The sequence below is a fragment of the Actinoallomurus liliacearum genome (genome assembly GCF_039542035.1).
Taxonomy (GTDB): Bacteria; Actinomycetota; Actinomycetes; order Streptosporangiales; family Streptosporangiaceae; genus Actinoallomurus; species Actinoallomurus liliacearum.
Window position 1 is genome coordinate 312,468 of record NZ_BAABHJ010000003.1, and the last position, 22,840, is coordinate 335,307.

Consider the following 22,840-nt stretch of genomic DNA (forward strand, 5'->3'; position numbering starts at 1 on the left):
GCACTCTCGACGCGCCCGTACGGCTGGGCCTCGTCTACGACTACGAGACCTGGCCCGGCGTTCGTGATGGCTACGAGACGGCCCTCGCCTCATCACTGGCGGAGGATCCGCGCGCGCTCGAAGCCGCGACCGCCGGCGTCCGCACGCTGCACCGGGACCTGTCCGCGAGAATCGGGCAGGACGCCGCGTCCTGGTTCGCGACGGAGCGGTGGCCGGTCGGTTCGGCGGCGGAGCTGGAGCGTCTGCTGAGCGGCCCCGAGTGGGGCGTGCAGGAGACGATGGACGCCCTCGCCACCGCGGTCGGATACGTACGGAGCAGCGCCGGACTTCAACCCCCCGGAGAGCGTGACGAGGCCTGGCGCGCGGAGATGCGGGAGTCGCGCGGATACCGCCTGGCCGACGAGCCGCTCGACCGCCTTACGGCGCTGTTCTCGGTCTACGAGGAACTGCTGCCGGACTCCGACGGCCGGGGGATCCTCGGGGCGGCGATCGCCTGGCGGGTGCTCCGGCCGCACCAGGACCCGGTGTACGACGTCGTGTCCGCCTGGGAACAGGCCGGGTACGGTGCCGGACCCGGCGCCCAACCCGTGCGCTCGGTGCTCAGCAGTGAGGCGGCCGACCTGTACGAATGGGTCGACCGGACCTTCATCTCCGGCGCCGGCCTCACGGGTCCGCGGGAGGCGGCGGCGCTGACGCCGCCGCATCTGCAGGTGCACGACCACCTGGTGGCGCCGTCCATCCCCAGGAGTCTCCAGGAGGCGGCCGGTCCGGGACGGATCGAGCGAACGGCCGGCGAGCAGGGCCTGACGCTGCGCGAGGTCGCCGCCTTGCTGAACGTCGACGACCTGGAGCACGAGGGCGTCGACCCGATCGCGGACCTGGAGTGGCAGCTCGCTCGGCGGGCGGCCGTGCGCCTCGACCAGGAGCAGCGGGTCGTGTACTGGGCGCGGTGGCGGTCGGGGGAGTCGTTCTCCGCCGCCGAGCCGGGCGAGCCGGTGCCGGTGCCGCCGGTCCGGCCGGCGTGGGGGTCGGCCGCGGAGGCACTCGCGCGGGTCGAGCGGGATGCCGGGCCGGGCTGGGTGGAGCTCTTCCAGGTGGAGGAGACCGTTCAGGTCGCGGGCCGGTTCGCCGAGGCGGCGGGCCTCGGCGCGGTCTATTACATCCTGGACAGCGAGCCGTTCTCCGTCGTCGGCGTTCGCCTGCACACCGACCCGTCAACGGGCGAGCCGGTGGCCGTGGTGGAACTCGACTCCCCGGCCTATGACGAAGCCTCCGAGATGTCCATCGACCCGTCGGAGGAGGTGACGGACTTCCAGCGGCCGGAGGGCGACGTCTCATCCCCGTCCGTCGCCGAGGCGGCGCTCGATCCGGTCGACCGCGGGTTCCTGTACGACGGATACCGAGCGCAACTGCGGCGGTCCAACTGGCCGGGCGAGGTCTGGGACGAGCATCGGGTCGAGCGGGAGTACGCGGAGCTTCCCTCGTCTTCGAAGCGGAACCAGTCCCGGTCGGTGGGTGAGCTGATCGCTCAGCGGCAGATGGGGGCGAGGCTGCCGGGCGGGGCACCCGGCGGGCGGCCGGTGCACTCGGCGCCGGCCACGGAGACCGCCGGGACGTCGCCGGCGGAGACGGCCGTCGTACGGGCCGGGAAGGTTCCGGAGACGCCGGCCGACGCCGGAAGGCAGGTCCGTTTCCTCGACGAGGACGGCCGCGTCTTCGACGTTCAGGACACCCCGACCCCGACCCCCACGCCGCGCGCGTCCGAGCCGGTGTCCGCCAGGGAGGCGGCGTCCGGTGCGGACACGGCCGCTCCGGTCGAGCAGAGGGAGACGCCGGTCGTCTCGGGAACCTACGATCCCGATGCCTTCACGGTCTTCTTCGAAGGAGGCGCCAAGAGCCCGGAGGAGACCGCGCTCTGGGTGATGGAGCACCTTGAGTACGAGCCGGGCGATCCGCTCCTGCTCCTCGTGCACCCGGCCGGGACGCCGCGCGCCGACGGTCACTCGTTCGCCCAGGAGCTCGCCGACCGCCTGAGGGGTCCGGTCCTCACCCCCTCCTCCGCGGACGTGCGGGCCGACCGTTGGATCACGCACTGGCCGGAGGGCGAGGCTCCGCCGCAGGAGGATCCGGGCCACGAGGTCTCCGGGCAGGAGGTCCTCGAGCAGGAGGGCCTCGGGCAGGACGGTCTCGAGCAGAAGGGTCTCGAAGAGGTCGGTTTCGAGCAGGACGACGGTGGCGAGCGGGCGCCGGCCGAGCAGCAGGCCCCGTGGTACCTCGAGACCGACGCGCTCGGAGAGGCGACGTTCACCGGCGTCGACGCGTGGTCGGCCGACCAGGTCCAGTTCTGGGCGCACCACGTTGGCAGCGGCTCCAGGCACGCCGACGACGGCCCGGAGCTCGGCAAGGGGATCCAGCAGGGGCTGCGGGACCTGCTCCGGACCAAGGATCCCGAGGAGTGGCGCGTCCTGTTCCAGCGGGGCCACATGGTCGTCGCCGACGGCCGCCTCGTCTGGCTCCGGCCCGTCCTGCGCGACGTGACCCTGGGGACGCGGCCGAGCGGCGGCATCCGTGAGTTCGGCGTGTCCTTCGCCTCGATGTCCTCGGGAGGGAAGCGGGCGTACGAGGTCTCGACCGGGCTCGACGGGATGCTGCTGACGTTCCTCGGCCTCGCCTCGGCGGTGGCATCGGTGATCATCCCTGGCATGCCGATCATCGGCGCGGGGTCGTCGCACGGGCGGGAGGTGGATCGGGAGCGGCAGCTCATCGCCGGCCGCAAGCTCTTCGTCGCGGACACCACCCGCTTCCGCGCCGGCATGGCGGTCCGGGTGTTCGTCGACGGCGAGGAGCGCCCGAACGACACGGTGCTGCCCGCACGCTTCGACGTCGACTTCCCCGAGCCCTTCACCGAGGTCAACGCGCCGCGTCCGGACCGTACGGTCCCCAGGACCGGCGGGCAGCGGACCGGCCGGCGCCCGTCCCAGGCGACCGAGGTGATCAACGCGGTCGACACGATCCCTGCGGTGGCGGCGTTGCAGCGCCGGCTGATCGGGGCGAAGATGCCGGCCGGTTCCGTTCATCAGGTGATGACCGAGGTCCTGGAGCACCTCAACGAGTCGTCGGCCCGCAACCGCAGCCGACTGCTGCTCAGCAGCGGTATTCCAACGAAGCGGGTCCGCGTCAAGATGGCGAAGGGCACCTTCACGGGCCACTTCTCGATCGGCGCGCGGATCGACGGCGTCCAGTACGTCGGAGACAGCGACGTCTCCGTACGATTCGACACCGGCGCGAGCCTGTCGAGCAAGCCGGGACGGCTCGCCGAGAGCAAGGCGCTCATCGGCTACGACCTCAGCACCGCCGGACTGACCGCCGCGGGACACGATCCGACCGGAACGGGCTTCGTGCACGGGCCCACGGTCACCGTCGAGTTCTCCCGCGGTACCGGGTACGGCACCACCGAGCAGGCCCTCGGTCACACCGTCCTGAACACGACGGGCCCGCAGTCCAGGTACCGGACCGGCCTCGAGCTGACGGTGGAGATCCGGTCGACCACTCATGACATCGATCCGGTCGACACCGTGGTCGAGTCGGAGATCGGCGTCGCGCAGCGGGACGCCGCCGACTTCGAGGAGAGGCTGACCGGTTCCACACGGACGCCGGAACTGCGTCCGCAACCCCCGCAGGACGAAACCCACACCCCGCCGGTGACGCACGACGGCGCCGGCCGGGACGCGACCGCGACGAGCCGGCCGAACGTCAGCGTGCTGCGGCCACCGGAGAGCGGCCTGCCACCTCAGTCCGCGTACGTGCGCCCCCAGCGGCTCGGCCGCCGGATGAAGGTCGATCCCCGTCACCTCGAGCCGCTGGCGCTCGCGGCGCGCAAGGGCGTCGGTCTCGGGATGGGCGTCACCCTGCCCGGCTCCGAACTGGTCCACGACCAGTTGCGCGCGGTCCTCGCCCAGCGGCACCACGACGCACTGTCGGAACGGCAACGAAGGCGGAGGCCGGACTGGTCGAACGTCGACCTGGAGATGGCCACCTGGTTCAGCCGGCCGGCGCTGGAGTCCGACCTGGGCGCCCTGATGGCCGGCATCGAGCACACGGTGACGCTCGGCGGGCGGGAGTACGTGCTCAGCGCCAAGGCGTACCTGATGGAACGGCTGAACCGGGACGGCGTCTACAAGATGACCGTCAACGGCCGGGCGCTGATGGCGGCCTCGGCGGCCGGGCATCGCAAGACCGAGATCGCGCTGAAGATCGCGGCCGGTGCGGGCGCGCGGATCAAGGTGTCCGAGTGGTTGCGACTCGTGCTCGGAGCCGGCGGTCTGCGCGGCGGATACGCCTACACCCTGAAGAGGGACTTCTCCGGAGGCGCCAAGTCCTATCGCCGTACCGAGACCACCAAGAACGTCGACGAGCACAACTACAACGTCATCTACGAGCTGTCGGTGCGGCCGGTCGGGCACCGTGCCGAGCCCTGGTGGATCGACCAGCGGAACGATGTCACCGCGCGCGTCGTGGTGCCGCACGAGCATCGGCCCGCCATACCGCTGACGCTGGAGCAGATCCGGACGGCCGGGCGAACGATCCCGGTCCGGTTCTGGCCACGGGAGCCGAAGGCCGAATTCTGGTCCGGCGGGACGTCCGGGCTGTACCCGTCCTTCTTCGCCATGCCGCAGCTGCCCCTTGTCGCGGCCAGGATGTACGCGAAGGCGAACGGCCTGTCCGACGCCTGGCTCACCGTCGAGCCCGACTGGCTGATCGACATCGGGACCGCGTTCAGGCCGGACCAGCTCGCCGCCTTCTTCCCCGCTCTCGCCGGGGAGTCGGGCCGCATCGTCGGCCTGCCGCGAGGCGAGGACGGGATGAAGCAGGCGTTGCGCATCCGCCTGCGCGGCTACCGGCCACGCCACGTGAACGCCGACGACGGCACGGAGATCGAGCAGTACGAGCAGGGAGCCGCCCTCCACAAGACCGCCGGCGAGCACAAGTGGAGCGGCGGCCTGATGTTCAGCGCCGGACCGCAGTTCCGGCTGGGCGCGGAGGCCGAACCCCCGCACTCCCTGAGTCCCGAAGAGGGCGACTTCGGTGATGTGCCGGGCATGAACGGCTCGTCCGCGGAGCATGACCATCCGCTCGGCGGCCGAATCCAGGCCACCGGCCACGGCGCGGTGGAGTGGGAGCGCAAGTACGAGAAGGGCGAGGCACGCGGCCCGATCGACATCAGCCGGGCCACGTACGGCGGTAGGGCGCACACCTACCGCATGGACCCGGTGTTCGAGGTCACCCTCTTCCGCTGGAGGGGCAGGTCGCACCGGACGATGGCGACCCGCTACCTCCGGGTGAAGGACGCGATGGACCTGGTGGTCCCCGAGCGCCGGATCTTCGACCTCGGGCTGACCGCGCCGGGAGTGACACCGCCGGTTCCGCGGCCGCCGACGAGCTTCGTGCCGCCGGCGCTGCTGAAGGGGATGTCCTACCCGGAGACGCTGAACGCCGAGGACGTACTCGACCGGATCCGGGAGCTGCTGCGGGACCGCGGCCTCCTACGCGAGTTCTTCGACGACGAGGAACGGCCGAACCTGCTGTGGCGCGTCCTCGAAACGGCGTACTCATCGGACGGGTTGCGCACCCAGTACAACGGCGAGCTGACCGGGTCGGGCGTGATCCGCTGGGTTCCCCTCCCGCTGGCGTTCGGCGCCACCCGCTACCTTTGGGTGCGCGTCACCGCCCGGCCCGGCGTCGCCACGGAACAGCTGGATCGGCCGGAGGTCAAGCTCACCCTCCGCAACGAGGGGCAGACGGAGTTCACGGACGCCGAGGGTTCCTCCTTCGGGTGGGAGACCGGCTTCGACGTGCGCGCCCGGGTCGGCCGGGAAGGCCATGGCCAGGGCCACGCCGGGCCGGAGTTCGGCGGCGCCTACGGGAGTACGTCCGGGCACGGCTCCGAGGAGACCCGCAAGAGGCTCGACATCTACCGCGCCGGCACCCGCGAGGGATCGCAGGAGTACCGGCATCCGCTGTCGTTCCGGCTCGAGATGGGCCTCAACTCCGAGCCGCCGGAGATCCTGAACGTTCCGGTACGCGGCGCCCGCGCGGCGGTCACCGGCCTCGGCCGCCTGACGCACACGCGTGAGCTGGGCGACCTCTGGTACGGCCACCGGCCGTTCATCTGGCACCACGTGGACGAACCAGGGCCGAACGGTCTCAAGGGCGACGTACGGCTGCTCGTCCCGAACCACATCGCCGTGCTGGAGGCGCCGGCGGAGGCTCTCGCCCCCGTCCTGGGAACCGACCCGCAGTGGGTCGAGCAGGGGCCCTGGCACGGACTGGACGCCGACGCGGTGAACGCCCTCATCGAGAACCTGCATCCGTGGGGAGTCCCGTTCGCCGCCGCCGTCGAGCGGTGGGCCGCGCCCGCCGCCTCACCGTACGGGCGGCCGAAGGACCTGCGGGCTCCCGGCGCCTGGGAGGTTCCCGGTCTCGACTTCACGACGCTCGCGGGCCTGCGCTACCAGCGCTTCACCGGGCAGGGCATGATCCGACCCTCCAGCAAGGAGGTCCTGCGGAACGCCTACGAGGTGCCGGTCTTCGGGCGGCACACCATCGTCGGGGCGGAGATCACCCGGGCGAGGGTCATCGGGCCCGTCGACGGGACGCCGTTCAAGGGGCGGATCTACACCCAGGAGAGCGAGGCGGGCAAGGAGAAGCACGAGGAGTCCAGCGGCTGGCGGCTGAAGTTCGGTGTCGAGAGCGGCGGCGAGGTCGGGTCGGCGAAGATGCTCGGCCTCGGCGGTGGCGAGTACGGCCGGGAGCACTCGGCGGAACAGTCGGGCGAACTCGGCACGACCGAGGAGCGGAACAAGGAGGCCACCCGCAGGTACCGCCATTACGAGTTCGACGTCGACGTCTTCCTGTCCGGTCCCCGCGGCGTCATCCGGGTGCACGCGCCCAGCGGCCTGCACGGCATGCTCCCGCTCGAGGAGGACCCGGCCGGCGGCCACCGGCTGGTCGACGGCCTGGAGACCAGGCTGCCCCACCTCTTCGGCCCGAACCCGGGGGCGACCGATCGGCGGATGGCGGGCACGCCCCTGACGCGCCGCTGGTACCAGGGCAACGTGATCCGCGCGTTCTTCCACCGGAGGATCGCGCCGGCTCTGGACGTGCTGCGCCTCGGCGGCGGGCCGGGTCTTCGCGGTGGGGCGCCGGACACCGGACCCGGCCCGGGTTCGCCGCTCGGCCGGGAGGTGCTCGTCTCGGGGCCGCGCGCGGGTGAGCTGACGGTCGTATCCGCCGATGAGGTGCCGGCTCCCCTGACGGGGGCGGGTAAGGCGGTTGATCGCTGGTCGTTCCATTCGCGGGGGCTGGAGTCCAGTTCCGGGTCGTTCGGCTATGAGGTCAGCAGTACGGGGTCGATCAGGCTCTCCGACGAGATGGTGCTGTCCCCGGAAGGATGGGTGCGGCTCGGCGCGGAGGGCGCCGACTTCTTCCACGTTCCGACGGGCGCGTTGCTGCGGGGGGACAGTGGCTGGATCGGCCGGGTGCAGAACGTCGCCGAGCTGCGTGGCGTCCTGGGCGAGGACGGGTTCGAGGCGGAGCCGTACACGCTCGTCAGAGGAGCGGCGGGCCTGTACCTGAGGCCGGTCGGGGGCGAGGACGGCGAGGCGGTGCACATCCCGTTGCCGGAGCGCGGTTCCGGTGACCTGCCGAGGCCGGCCGACGAGTCGCTCGCGCCCCCGCAGGACGCGTCCGCTCCGGCGCACGGCGCGTACCAGCGCGCGGTGGGACGGGTGTTCGCGACGGACCCGGAGGTGATTCGCGCGGTTCGCGGGGTCGCCCGCCGCCTGTTCGAGGTCCTCGACCTCCTGCCGAGACCGGAGGACGCGGCGACCGGATCCCCGGCGGAGAGGCTCAACGAGCTGCTCGACGGCGACCCGCAGGCGAGTCTCGGTGAGGTGATGACCGCGATCAATGAAGCGGTGCACCGACACCATGAGGCGCTGGCCGAGTTGTGGGGCGAGGGTCCTCGGGCCCGGGGCCCGCGTGATCAGGCCTGGCTCGACGAGGTGCGCGACCGCGGGCACGAGGTCCGCTTCCTGTCGCCCGACCAGACCGAGTGGATGCTGCGGATCTACGGGAGGCTCGGGTTCGGGGCGGATGAGGGTCGGTTGTTCCTTCAGGCGGTGATGTCCTGGGGGATCGAGATGTCGCAGCCGTTCTTCGACACGCTGGAGGCCTGGCGGTCGGCGGGGCCGGCCGCTGACCTGGGGTACGCCGTGCCGGATGAGGTCCTGGCCGGTGGGGCGTCGGAGCTGCGCGCCTGGATCGAGACGGAGTTCACCCCGCGTGCCCGCACCCGGGATGCGGAGCTGCTCGCGGACCTGACCGACGAACCCGCTCTCCCACCCGCCGGAGACGCCCTGTCCCAGGAGACCCCGTCCAGGGACATCGACCGGGCCGAGAGTCCGGCGGTGGAGACGCCCGGCGTCGCCAAGCGCGTCCGCTGGGCCGACGAGGAGGGCGTCGGCCTGGAGACGGCCACGGCCGTGCGGCACCGGGTCACCCCTCCGGCCGAGACCGTCCGGAGCATGGCGCCGGGCCTTCGGCCGGCTTCCAGCGTCGCGGCGGCCGACGTCTACGCGTTCGATCCGGCCACGGTGCTGCAGTGGACGCACCGGGTGGCGCGGGCCGCGCTGGGATCCATCGGCTTCCACGAATGGACGCACTCCGATGTGGACGGCCTCTTCAAGCTCAACACGGCGACGCCATACGGCACCAACGAGTTCAATCAGTGGCTTCGCGGTGAGGCTCCCACGCCCTCGTCGCAGAGCAGGCTGAACTGCTGGCAGGCGTTCCTGTTCACCGCCTACTGGTCCGGTGCGGTCGACCGGAACTGGCTGACCGGGATCCACCGGGACGCCGCCCGAGCGGCGACGGAGATGGTCCGGGCATGGCTGCGGCAGGCCGAGGCGCCGCCCGCGAGGGCGTGGTGGGAGGGGAGGATGACCTACCTCGCCACGCTGAAGCGCTCAATGCTCGCCGGGAACCCCACGCGGCACGAGGTCGATCCTCGGACCGGGTTGTCGACGTCCACGATCCCCGCCGGGCATCTCGTGTTCTTCGACGACCTGAGTCACGTGGCGCTCGCGCTCGGAACGCGTGACGCCGCGGGGCGCCTGGAGGTCCTGAGTCACTGGACCCATCCCGAAGGGGCGCCCGGTCGTGGGACGGCCGGCTCCCCGGGGTACCTGCAGAAGACCACGGTCGAGGAGCTCTGGGGCCTCATGAGCCCCCGCCCGACCATCGAATCCGCGCCACCGGCGTGGTCGGTGGCGCGGTTCGACGACGATCCTCGTGACGGTGTGCCGGTCCCGGTGAAGGAGCCGGGGGCGAAGGTCGAAAGAACGGCGAGTCCCGAAGACTGGCTCGACCGGCGGCTCGACGCGCCGGTCGTGAAGGTCGCGACGCGGCGGTTCGACCCGGGGATCCACTTCTCCCCGACCAGAGCGGCGAACGATCCGGGGCGGGAGAACCTGGTCCGGCTGAACGTGCAGCGCATCCAGGCGGCGAACGGCACGTGGGTTCGCAACCACGTCGTGGTGCTGCCGGTGAAGCCGATGCCGGGGGTGGTCGCGCACGACGTCGACGCCCTTCAGCAGTCGCTGAATCGCGTGTTCGACGCCTACGTGAACCGGGGCTATGAGCTTCCAGGATCGAAGGACCAGCTGTTCATGGCGGTGAAGCTGGTCGTCGATCCGGATCATCCGGAGGCCGTCCAGGTGCGGCCGGGGCGCACGAAGGACGCTCCGGACCTGGGCCTGGACCGTCCCGATGCCCGGCATTGGGGTCTGCGGGACTCTCTGGTCGAGTTGGCGGCCGAGGCGTGGCGTCCGGCGGGGTTGCCGGATGAGCACGTCGATCCGACGTCGGTGTTCCGGCGTGCCTCGACCTTCACGGTGGTCGGTCCCGACGGAACCCGGCGGGTGGAGACGCGTTCGGCGGTCAAGAGCGACGGGCTCATGGCGGGAGGGCCGTTCGACCCGTCCCAGGAGATGCCGGCGCGGTACCTGGAGATCATCGAGTCGGTGGTCGACGCGACGGCGGTGCTGCGCGACCACCCGCTGGACGCGACGGCGGTGCTGGGCGACCACCCGCTGGACGCGTCCGGTGCGCCGCACTTCGCCATGGTGGTGACCACTGAGGACAGCGGCGCCGCGGCCACCGTCGCGGGCACGGAGACGTACGAGGTGGTGGTCCGGCCGGACGACACGGCGTCCACCCCGCCCGCGACCGGCCCGTCCGAGGAGTACTACGCCGGCCGCCTCGCCTCGCTGCTGGCCGGCGACCCGGTCGACCGCTCCGCGGTCCTGGAGCAACTTCGCCTGCGCCGCTCGCTCGGGGACGACCGGACGGCCGACTCCCTGGACGTCGCGTTCCAGGAGCGGACCGGCGGGACCTCACTGGCCGAGGCGATGGACGACGCGGTGGCGGAGGGACGCGCGCCGGAGGAACTGGTCGAGGACGTCCTCCGAATGCTCGGCCTGGTCTCGGAGTTCACTCTCGGGGCTCCGCCGCCCGGCCCGATCGCGGTCGCTCCGAAGACGTCGCCGGCCGCGCTGCCGCAGGTCCAGGCCTTCGCCGAGAACCTGCACACGGTGCTGGTGGAGCACGAGGACGCGGAGGGTGCGTTCGCCCTGCTGCGCCTCCTCGGCGAGGACCTGCCGCAGGCATGGGCGGTGCAGGAGGCCTACCAGGCCCGCTACGGCGCGTCCATCGACCGGCACCTGAACGATCTTTGGGAGCGGGAGCACGGCGACGCCCCCTGGCACCGCTGGAACGAGGTCTGGCCGCTGGCCGCCGCCGACAACCTGTTCGCCGAGACCCGGCCGGACCCGGTGGCGTACGAGCAGGTCGCGCGATGGTACGACCTGCTGACCGAGCTGACCTTCCAGCACTCCGAACTCGGCGCCGTCCGAGTGCCGAACGACCACGTCGCCGACGGCTGCTACCTGCGTGCTCATCTGGCCGCGCTGCGACTCCTCCAGTGGGGCGCGCCCGTCGGCAAGATCATGGTCACCCAGGCGGAGGCCGGGTACGGGGCACTGGGGCTGCGCTCCGGCGACCGGCCGGGTCACCTCGGCCCGGTGCGGATCCCCTGGGCGTATCACATCGCCGTGGTGGTGTGGGCGCACGACGTGGCGGGCCGTCCGGAGTGGATGGTCCTCGACACGGCGCTCGATCGCGGGCCGCTGACCGCCGGCGAGTGGCTCACCGCCATCGGCGTCGATCCCGATAACCCGCGCAACCTCTTCCTGACCGGTGGCCTGGACGACGTTCAGGCGGCACTGGGGGAGGAGTTCGACAAGGCCCCGGCGTCCTGGTGGTTCTCCGACGGGGTGCCGAACCCGACGGGCCGGGCCATCGCGACGGTCACGGAGGTGCACGCCGAGGCGCATCCCCTGTACTCCGGCGGGGGGAATCTGGCACATGCCGACGTGAGCCTGCGAGAGCAGGCCGGGACTCTGGTCCAGCACGCCGTGGCGATGCGGGAACTCCGGTACGCCCGGCACGCGGGGCGCGTCCTGGAGGAGCTGCGGAGCGCGGGTACACCGGCAGAGGAGGCGGCACTCCGGCTGGAGACCGAGCTCGGGGGCGCCAGCCCGCGTCGCGGTACGCTCGCGCGCTACGCCGACCTCGACCGATCGCTCCGCGGCGTGCTCGGCGAGCGGTACGACGACCTGACGCGCAGGCTCTTCCCGCCGGAGGAGGACGGCCGGGAGCCGTCGGTGGACGAACTCGCCGACGCGCTCGCCCGTACTTCCCTGTCCGCGAACGCCGGCGAGCTGACCGTGCCGTCCGAGACGGCGGTGGAAGAGCCCGCGCCGGTGCCGTCTCCGCCGCCGGACTGGCCGCGGTGGATGAGCGCGCCGCAGGCCCGGCCCGCGACCGCCGAGGACATCCCGGCGGATCTGACGCGCCCGGAGGACACCGACAACCTCCCCGAATCGCCGGTCAGGTTCGGGCATGTCTACGACTCTCCCTCCTGGGCCTCGGCGCGCACCGTGTACGAGCGCGCCCTCGGGCGGGTCCTGGGGGCGGACCTGGAGGTGCTCAACGCCGTCCGCGACGCCGGCCGCCGCCTGTACGTCACGCTCGCCCGCCGCATGGGAGCCGACGCTGCCGCCCGCGGCTTCCGCGTGGCCAAGGGGGCCGAGCTGGAGCGGCTGCTCGGCGAGGACTCGGAGTGGACGCTCCAGGACGTCATGACCGGGATCTACGAGGCGGTCCACTACCACCACGCGGCCCTGACCGAACTGTGGAAGGACGTCCCGCACGCCCGGGAGCAGCGCAGCGACGAGTGGCGCACCGAGATGCGCGACGTCCGCGGCTACCAGGTGCATCTCCTGCCGCCCGACCAGACCGAGTGGCTGCTCCGCGTCTACCGGCGGCTCGGCTTCGAGCCGGATCACCAGCGGTTGTTCCTCCAGGCGGTGATCTCCTGGGGCACGGCCACGTCGCAGCCGCTGTTCGACGTGCTGCGGGCCTGGCGCTGGGCGGGCCTCGGCGGTGACTCCCGCTCCGCGGTGCCCAGGAAGGTGCTGTCCGGTGAGGCGGCGGACCAGTACGCCTGGACCGACGAGGAGTTCGGCCCGCGCGAGCGCACCGACGACCGGGAGCTGCTCGCCGACCTGACACCGCCGCACCTGCTGACGTACGACGCACCGGCTCCCGCCCCGGCCGAAGGCGCCGACGAGCGGGACCTCACGACGCGGGCGTCCTGGACGCCGACCTCGCGCAGGCGGATCTTCACCGCCGCAACGGGCGAGGAACCGTGGCAGCGCATCACGGACTCCGACGGGGAACTCGTCGGGTTGCACCTCTTCCCGTCGTTCGACTGGTCCCTCCGCGCGTCGTTCTATGGCGGGCTGCGCGACATGACCGGCATCGTCTGGCGCTGGTCGGAGGGACGGCTGCAGGGAGCGCGGTTCACCCCGCCGCTCACGAACCCGGCACGGACGGCGTTCACCGCGGGCCACGGCGTCGACCTGGCGTGGCGCGGGGACCTCATCAAGGGGGCGGCGCGGCGGCTCGCGAGCCTGGGGTACACCGACAACGTGGTCCTGGTCTGCACTCCCGTGCGGACGGGCCGGGACGACCTCGACTCGACGGCCCACGAGACCGGCATGGTCATGCACCGGGTGACCCACGGCGTCGCGGTGACGGCGTCGGGGCACTTCCACCTCGCGCCGCAGGCCGACGGCCGGCCCAGCGCGTGGCGGGTCGTCCATCCCGACGGCCGTACGGAGGAGTTCCCCGCGCAGGAGACGCTGACCTGGGACGTGCCGGCGTCGGAGTATCCGGACGCGCCCTACTTCAACACGGCCGGCGGTGCACCCGGCGGCGTAGGGACGTACGGGCCGCCGTCCGGGATTCCCTCGGGCTCCGAGGGATCGGTCGACGGTCATCTCACACCACCCCACATCCCCTTCGACGAGGATGGTCTCGCGTCGCTTCCCATCCCCGCCGAGACCGGCCGGGGGACGCTGCTGAGCTGGACCGACCCGACCGGCCGGTACCGGTTCTTCCGCGGTGAGCTGGGCACCGGCGACGGCACGGGGATTCGCGGGTTCGAAAGGGGCGCCCGTGCGGCGTGGGCGGCCGCGCACAGGGACACGCTCACCGCCCCCCACGAGGCCCCGCCGCCGGACCGACCGGGCAACCCGCTGGCGGCCCCGGGATACCGGCTGCGCACCGGCGAGGTCGTGCCGGCCCGCGACGGCGTCCCGGCCCGCGAGGAGGAGCCGTCCGGCGAGGTCGTGTCGGTCCACGAGAGCGAGTCGTCCGGCAGGACCATACGCCCGGTGTCCGCCGGCAGGACCACGCGTCCGGTGTCCGCGACCCGGAGGGGTTACGGGGCGGGCAACGCGATGACGTTCGCCGACCTGTACTCGCGCGAGCAGGCACCTGAGACCGGCTCGTTCTCCTCGCCCGGCCGGAGACTCGGCGGGAACGACGCGGACGCTCACCTCGCAGGCCTGAGCAGGACCTTCACCGACCCGGTGATCGCCGAGCCGCCCCGGCCGTCGAGGGATCCGTTCGCGGGCCCCGGCCACGTGCTCGGCGAGGGGGACGGCAGGGGCGCGGGCATTCCGGGCCTGGACAACGACATCCGCGCCGAGTCCCAGCGGCTGCGGGCGGAACGCGGGCCCGCGAAGGTCCAGCCCTCCGCGCTGTTCTCCAAGGCCAGAATCGTCACTCTGGGACAGGTCACCGACACGCGGACCGAGGGCGGCGGCCGCGCGCCGTCGGCAGGCGGCACCGGCGGGCTGCTGGAGGCGCGCTCCGGCGACGGCACCGTCACGATGCTCGAAGAGCCGACGCGGCCGACGTCCGTGCCGGAGACGAGCACGGAGGCGGACGCCGCCGAGCGCCCACCCGCGCCTCACGAGACCATCGACGAGCCCGAGACCTCGGTCACCGTTCCGGCGACCGAGCAGACCGGGGGCGAGGTCGAACCGCCGGCCACCGTCCCGCCGGCCGAGAGGACCGCGCTCGAGGAGACGCTCACGCCTCCCACGCCCGAGGAGACGCTCACGCCTCCCGCGCCCGAGGAGACGCTCACGCCTCCCACGCCCGAGGAGACGGTCGCCCCTCCCGCGTCCACCCCGGACTCGGGCCGGGAAACCGAGACCACCCCGGCGCCTCCCGAGTCCGTCGCCCCGCCCGTGCCCACCACCGCGCTCGGCCGGGCGCGGGAGGTGCTGGCCGGGCTGCCGGAGGAACGGCGTGCCGAGGTCATGGGCCAGGCGTCGATGCTCGTGGGCGACCTGAGCGGCCGGGTCCCCTCGCTCCAGGACCCCGGGGGCCGGGTGCGGTGGGAGCACTGGGCCGGGCTGCGCGTCGCGGCCGAGATCGCCCGGTCGGGCCCGGATGCCGGGGAGCGACTCGCCCGCGACCTCACCGCCTCGCATCGCGAGCGCGTCCGGAGGGCGGTCAACGCGGGAGAGACCGTGCCCTCGACTCCGCTCGGCCGCGCGCGGCAGGTCCTGGCCGGGCTGCCGGAGCGGCGCCGTGCCGAGGTCATGGGGCAGGCCGCGACGTTCGTGGGCGACCTGAGCGGCCGGATCCCCTCGGTGCGGGACCCCGGTGGCGAGGCCTCGCGGGTCGACCAGGCGGGCCTGCTGGTGGCGGCCGAGATCGCCCGGTCGGGCGCGGCGGCCGGTGAGGCCCTCGCGCGCAGCCTGATGCACGACCTCGACGAGCCCCTCGTGCCGCGGGTCCTCATCGACGGGGCCCGGGAGAACGTCGCCCGGACCACGATCGACCTGCTGCGGGACAACGAGGAGGCGGACTACCCGCGGATTCGCCACGAGGCCCGCCTCATCATCCGGCAGCTCACCGGCATCACCCTGGACGACGAGAGCGCGGCGGCGCGGGGCCTTCAGCGGGTCCTGCTGGTGACGGAGGCGGAGATCGCCTGGGCCGGTCACCGGGCCGCCGCCGACCTGGCGGCCGACATCCTCGGCCTGCCGCGCCTCCCGGACACCCGCGTCCTCGACGAGCTGACCGGTACCGCCCGGTTCGACCTGGGCCGGGCCCGAGCGACGCTCGGCCTGCTGTCCGACGTCCGGCGCGCGCAGCTCCGGCAGGAGACCGCCGCCATCGTCCGGGCGGCGCTCAGCGGGTCGGCCCTCGAACGGGCGCCGCGGGACTGGCGGGAGCTGATCGCCGCCGAGATCGCCCGGTCCGGCCGCACGGCGGCGGAGGACCTCGCACGCGACCTCGTGCTGCGCGAGGAGACGGCGGCCGAGACGGTCGCGAAGACCCAGTGGGGCAGGGCCGGCGACCGAACGGTGGCGCTGTGGCTGCCCGGCCAGGGCAGGTCCGCCCTGCCACGGGACGTCGAGACGCTCTCCCGGCTGAGCGAGGTCGTGCCTGAGGGGATGGTGCTGGTCGTCGGCGAAGCGCAGGACGGCCTGGCCACGGCCCGCGAGCAGGAGCTCAAGGCCTACGCGATGGCGAAGGCCGTCGAGCGGCTGGCACCCGGCCTGCACCCGCTCCTGGTCATGGACAACGGCGCGAGCCTCGCCGAGCCCGTGTCGCGGGCGCTGAACGGGCCGGTGGTCGCCACTCCGCACGAGGCGGTGTTCGACCGGCGGACCGGCGACCTGGTCTCGCGTCCCTCCGGAGACACCGGGACGGAGGAGCCCCGCCGGGAGGCGTGGTTCCGGATGTTCATCCCGGGAGACCGGGAGGGCCTGCCGGTCACCCCGGGGCTGCTCACCTCGGTCGAAGGTGAGCATGAGATCACCCCAGAGCCGCTCACCTCGGTCGGAAGCGGGCACGAGACGGAGTCCGTCGTCGAACCGGATCCGCTGCCGTTCCCCCCGGACGCCGAGGGCGAGGCGCCGCCCGCGCCTCCGGGACCGCCCGCGTCGACGGAGCCGCCGGAGCCGCCGGCACCGGCGCAGTCGGCGGCGATGACCCCGGTCACCGTGGACCCGATGGTCGTCCGGGCCGGTATTCCGCGCGAGGACCTCCCGCAGATCCTGGAGGTCGTCGCCCGCATCCGGCGGGAGCTGGACCGGGCCGGAGCGCGTTACACGCAAGAGGACGTCGACCTGCTCCCACAGCGGCTGCTGGCCAACTTCCCGCACCTGCTCGGGGGCCTGCAGGTGCCGATGGGCGACGCCGAGGTGCTGGTCAGGCTCGACGCGACCGACCCGCAGAAGGTGGAGAACCCGGCCGGCTCGACGCGGAAGGTGTCGAACCTGCCGCCGGTCGAGGGCGAGCATACGGCCGGTGGCACGGTGAACTCGGTCTTCGCGACCGGCGCGCACACCCAGAGCGTGTCCGGGCAGACCGGCGCGACCCGTGGGGCGATCTCGCTGTCCTTCGGCATCGGCGCGACCCCCTTCGCGCTCCAGGTCGTCAGGGTCGGCGTCTCACTGTCCGGCACCGCCAACCAGTCCAACCGGTCGACCACCCACATCGCCGACGCCGAGGGCGGTCACGTCGAGGTCGCCGACGGCGGCCACACGCTCCTCGCCTACACCGGGCAGTGGTCGTTCCAGGTCCGCGTCGGGAAGGCCCGGGGCTGGGACACCGTTCCGGTGCACCGGATCGACGACCCGACCGACGAGAAGCTGCTCGTTTGGGTTCCCGACAGCTACCTCGCGACCGCGCCGGCCCAGGTCACCGCGACCGGCGCCGCGGTGAAGACCGGGAGGCTGCCGGCCTTCTTCTTCGCCTCCGGCGTGTCGCACCTCCCCGAGGTGTTCGACGCGACGGTGGCGGAGCTGCGGCAGCGCGGGCTGGACCTGCCGGTGGGCGGCCAACTGCGCAAGGAACTGCTCCAGAAGCTGTGGAACCTCAACATGCATCTGGACGCGGCCGTCAACAACGCCGACGGCGGGTACCAGTTCGACCTGCACAACGAGCACGGCCGGCCGGTGGCCACGGTGTCGGTCCGCTCCGAGCTGCTGGCCGGCGCCGCTCGGGTCGGCGCCACCAGCAAAGAGTCCGCCGTCGAGAACGTGCGGACCCTCATCTCCGGCTCCAGCGGCGGTCACGGCCTCACGAACAGCAGCACCCTGACGCTCCCGAGCGTCGACTTCGGCCTGCAGCCGTTCCACAACACCGACGTCGGCATGGGCGTGTCCGTCAACCTGTCCTACACGTCGTCGAACACGGACTCGATCTCGGCGGGCAAGGTCGGCCTCTACGTCGTGGTGCCGCGCTACGTCGGCCACACCAGCGCGTACCGGATGTCGTTCCGGCACCGGGTCACCGTCAGCGTCCGCGGCAGCGCACAGCCGGGGACGACCCGCCCGATCGACGGGAACGCGCTGGTCCGGGTGCCGGAGCCGATGGCGTACGAGCACGGTCTGCCGGTGGACGCGGAGGCGCTGAAGGGGGCGCAGACGGGCGGCACCCGGCCGTACGCCGAGGACGACATCCGCCGTCGCGGCAAGCGTGCGATGCCGGCGGACCCCGCCGATCACCCGGCGCCGCCGCCGTGGCTCGCACAGGCCAAGGGCATCGGGACGGGCCTGCCCTTCTGGTCCGAGGGCACCGTCCAGCGGGTGCGGAACGCGATCAAGACGGTGGCCCGCGCGCACGGGTTCCTGCCCGCCCGGGACGACCACCCGTTCGCGGACTACTCCCTGTTCGGGCACGGCAACAAGCTCGACAGCCTGGCCGACATCCGCCGGCAGATCGAGAAGTTCGCCTCCGACCGCGGCCTGAGCACCCACTTCGACCAGGTCCACCAGGACGGCATGACCTTCACGCTGAAGAAGCGGCGTGGCGGCATGGGAGTCGACTGGGACGTCGACTCCATGAAGATCACCATCAAGGCGCGGGGGACCGGCTCGGCGCCGCGGTACCTCGGCACCTCGGAGGACTACCGCATCGTCAACCTGGTGATGGGCATGAGCAGCGCCGGCATGTCCGTCTCCCATTCGCGCAGGATCGCGCTGGGTTTCAAGGTGCGGGGCCTCTACCAGGTGCTCAAGGGCGCCGTCATGGGCCTGGAGTACCAGCGGAGCGCCGGCGCGAGCGACGCGATGAGCGTCCTCACCAACCTTCCTCAGCTCATGGAGTTCGACGGGCCCACCCACGAGTTCGAGGTGACGCGGGACCTGGAGATCGGCTTCGAGCTCCAGCACTCGGGTAAGCAGGGCCGGGTCCTCGCGGGCCGGCGCAACCCGCCGCCGATCACGCTTCCGGGGGAGACCGCCCGGGTGTTCACGCTGCCGGTGACCGAGGAGGGCGGCCCCACGTCGAGCGGTCCGACGCCGGCGCGCGTGCTGGAGCAGGGCGTCGTGACCTTCCTCGACACCACGGGCGTCCGCGACGCCGTCCAGGGGCTCGGCCACCTGACCGACCCGGCGGGAACGGCGTCCTCGCTGCGGGACACCTTCGCCGGCACGGACTCCATGCGGTCGTACTTCAAGGAGATCCTGGGCGGTCAGTACACCACCGAGAACGCCTTCGAGTCCCGCCTGACCCGCGACCGGCTCGGCGCGATCGACATCCGCGGCCGGCTGGGACCCACCAGCTTCGCGGGCGCCAGCGCGCACAAGGCGGTCACCGGCATCATCAAGCTGCAGCTGATGGAGGGCAAGGCCACCGGCACGAGCTCCCACGGCTGGACGTTGGAGCAAGTCGACCTCGCGGCCGGCGGAGACGCGGGGCCCGCCCACCTGACCGGGGAGACGGACCTCAACCGGCACTGGCAGTTCAACCGCTCGCGCGCCAGCGGCCGCACTGGCGGCAAGGAGCTCCTGCAGCTCGATTTCAACCGGGTGTACTTCTTCCGGAGCACGGTGGACTTCGACGTGCGGAGCCGCCTGGAGAAGCACTCCAAACTGCTGCCCAGCGGCAGCAAGCACCACAGCGAGACCGTGGGGCCCCGCCTGGTGGAGTTCGCGCTGCCCGAGCCGGAGGCCCTGACGCAGTACGCCGACGGTCACCTGCCGATCTCCGACCGCCAGCTCAGGGACGCCATGCTCCGCTGGCACATCGGCAGGCTGAAGCTCAGCGGGGACCTCGCGGCGAAGATCCTGATGCGCTGGCACCGCGAGGCGCCCACCCTCCCGAAGGACGCGAGGGTACGGCGCGACAAGCTGGTCCGCACGCTCGTCCGGCTGCATGAGATCGGCGCGGCCCCGATCCTGGACGAGCGGGTCCGGGACCGGTTCAACACCGCCTTCGAGCGGTCGCTCGGCGCCCCGCACGACCCGTTCACCGCGCCCGACATGCCGGAGGACGTCGTCGCGTACGCCGAGGACCGCGCGCCGCTCACCGACCAGCGGCTCGGCGAGGTGCTGAGGGGCTGGCTCGACGGCGATCTGCGGCTCAGCGGCGACGTGGTGGCGCGCCTCCTGATGCGCTGGCACGCCGAGGTCCCCGAGCCGCCCACCGGCCTGCCGGTGAACCGCGCGCCGCTCGTCGGCATCCTGGCCGGCCTGCACACGGTCGGCGCGGTGCCGATCACCTCCCTGGAGATCCGCGACCGGTTCAACGCGACGTTCCGCCAGAAGCTGTCGCACCCGCGCCTTCCGTTCGACCGGATGACGCTGCCGGAATACCTCACCAGGACGGATCCGGGCGGCTTCTTCCTCGGCCACCACGGTGTCCACCGCTGGACCCACGACGACGGCCGGACGACGGAGCAGATCGTCCGGCAGCAGATCGACCGGACGGCGCCGGGCCTGCTGGGGGCCGACCCGATCCTCTGGGACGGGAAGGGCCGCCGGATCGGTCGCATGCAGGGCGGCGTGGACCTGCTGCAGGCGATCCTGGCGGAGGGACGCGACCAGATGCTCTGGGAGGAGCTGCCCTCCCAGAACGGCTTCACCTTCTACCTGGTCAACCCCGTCGGCCCGGTGCTGACCGACGTCGTCCGGGTGCGGCTGAGGGCCGAGCGCATCTCCGAGCCGGAGGTGTACGACTACCGGTGGAACACCGGCCTCGCGGTCTACTCGCACGGCTACGTCGGCACCGCCCAGTCCAGGTCCAGGGACGGGTCGCAGGCCCTCGTCCTGCCCAAGTTCAGCGCCGGCGGCACCAACGCCAGCGGCTCGGCCGACATCAAGATGGCCGAAGGGCACCACCGCGGCACGACCCGCGCGGAGAACGCGGTCAGCGAGATGACCGACTACGACTGGGCGAACCACTACGGCGTACGGCTCCGTCAGCGGCTGATCGTGGAGGTCGACCGGCTCGACATGGCCGGCCGTCCCCTGGACAACCTTCTCCTCGGTGGACTGGACCGCTGGACGCACCACAGCGCGACCGCCCGGACCACCGTGGACGGCACGCTGGACTTCCAGTTGCCGCACGCCCTCGCCGAGGCGGGCACGCTGCACGGCCCGGAGCAGGTGCGCAACCTCCTCCCGCTGCCGAAGCTGAACCGCAACCTGGCCGTCGTCGGCATGACGGCGGACGGCCTGCTGCCCGCCGCCCGGAAGCTGCTGGACGGCCTGCTGGGGCCGCGCTGGTACGAGAAGGCGCTCGGCGCCGAGGCCGGCGATCCCGGCGTACGGTCGTTCCAGTCGCTGCCGTTCCTGCTGTCGCGGTCGCACCTGGTCAACCACGTGCTCGAGGCCACCGGTGGCGGCAAGTACCGGCTGCCGCCCGACCTGTTCCGGGCGGGCGACTCCGACCTGCGCGCGGCGATGTCGCTGCAGGGGGAGCTGTTCGACGCGCAGGTCGTCATGCGGATGGTCGACGGCAGCGGCGTCGGCCGTTACATCAAGCACCAGAGCGGGACCACCGCGAACAACAGCAGCGACCTGACGCGCGGCACCGGCGACTACGGCCTCGGCGGCACCGACACGATCAACCCGCAGCCCGCTCCGCCGCCCGGCACCGAGGCGCCGCCGCACCGTCCGGACGACTCGTGGGCGCTGAACCACGGCGGCAGCCGCGTCACGTCCGCCAACCAGAACAGCGCCGGCAGCGAGAACTACCGGCGCGAGCAGGACGCCAAGGAGTACGGCTCGAAGCTGCTGGTGCGCCTGCGCGGCCAGTTCTGGCTGGAGGCGCAGAAGATGCGCCACCACCTCCTCACGCCGAACAAGCCCAAGCCGGTCGGCGCGCCGGTCCGCAGCGACCCGGTCACCGGCGACGTGTACGTGGAGATGTTCGAGGCGCAGTACGAGGAGCTGCGCGCGGAGCTGGCCGCGAACGAGCGGCAGGCCCGGCAGGCGCTGCGCGACCGGGTCGACCCGAACGCCTGGGCCCGCCTGAACACCGCGCCCCGCTTCGACCTGGCCCCGCTGCTCGCCGACGCGGCCGTGCACCGCCCGGACCCGACCCACCCGCAGCCCGGGCCGCGGCCGAAGTACACCGCCTCCCAGGCCCACCAGGCCCTGGTGGGCCACCTCCGGGAACAGGGCGGTGCCCGCGGCCCGGTCGTGCTGATCCACGGCGCGAACACGCGGGTCCTGCACTACCGCGCGATCCTCGACTGGGCCGCGCGGACGATCCGCGACGACCTGACCGCCGCGCGCGCGGCGGACCCGTACACGCCGGCGCCGGCCGTCCCCGAGGTCTACGAGCAGCGGAGCGCCAGGACGGACGCCCGCCTGTTCGACGGCCTGACCGGCTCCCTCGACGACGAGATCACCGCGATCATCAACGAGGTCAACCGGGCCCACGCCCTCCGCCCGGACAACCCCTCCGGCGCGCCCGCCGCGCTGCCGCCGGAGGCCGCGCTGCTCTCGCTCGACCCGGTCCACCTGGCCCGCGATGTCGCGCGGGAGCTGGCCACGCACGTCCGGCTGGACGTCACGCAGCCGGACGGCACCGTGCGCAGCCACTGGGCCGACCCCAGCGGCCGGCTGTACGCCTTCGACCCCACCACGTTCGACGACCTCAGACTGACCGCCGACGACGCGTCGAACGCCGGGCTCTGGACCGACGAGACCCGGCAGGCCGCCGCCGACCACGGGCTCGACCCGATCGACCTCGCCCGGCTGTACCGCACCTCCTGGGCGCACCAGCGGACCTTCGAGCAGGCGGTGCTGGCCGAGATCGCCGAGCGCCTCGATCGAATGGGCGCGGCCCACCCGGAGCTGCCCGGTCTGTTCGGCCGGACCGTGCGGGCCGCCGCCGCGTGGCGGGGGATCGTCGCCCGGACCGAGGCGGAGCACGCCGCGGCGGCCGGGGAGACGGCCCGGGCCCAGCGGGTGTTCGACGACCTCGAGCGTGCCCTGGACGACCTCTACACGCAGCAGACGCGGCTGATCCTGGACCTGTCCCCGGACCGGTCCGCGCTGGACGGGCTGCGGACCCGGATCTCGGATCTGGAGGCACGGCAGGCCGAGCAGCG

General features: G+C 72.8%; 1 protein-coding gene (running past both ends of the window). It reads left to right on the plus strand.

Positions 1–22,840: part of a protein-glutamine glutaminase family protein coding region (locus tag ABD978_RS07210; protein ID WP_345350341.1), annotated on the plus strand (this coding region is incomplete at its 3' end). The annotated region is longer than the window, extending 16,759 nt past the left edge and 12,080 nt past the right edge; the window shows 22,840 of its 51,679 annotated nt.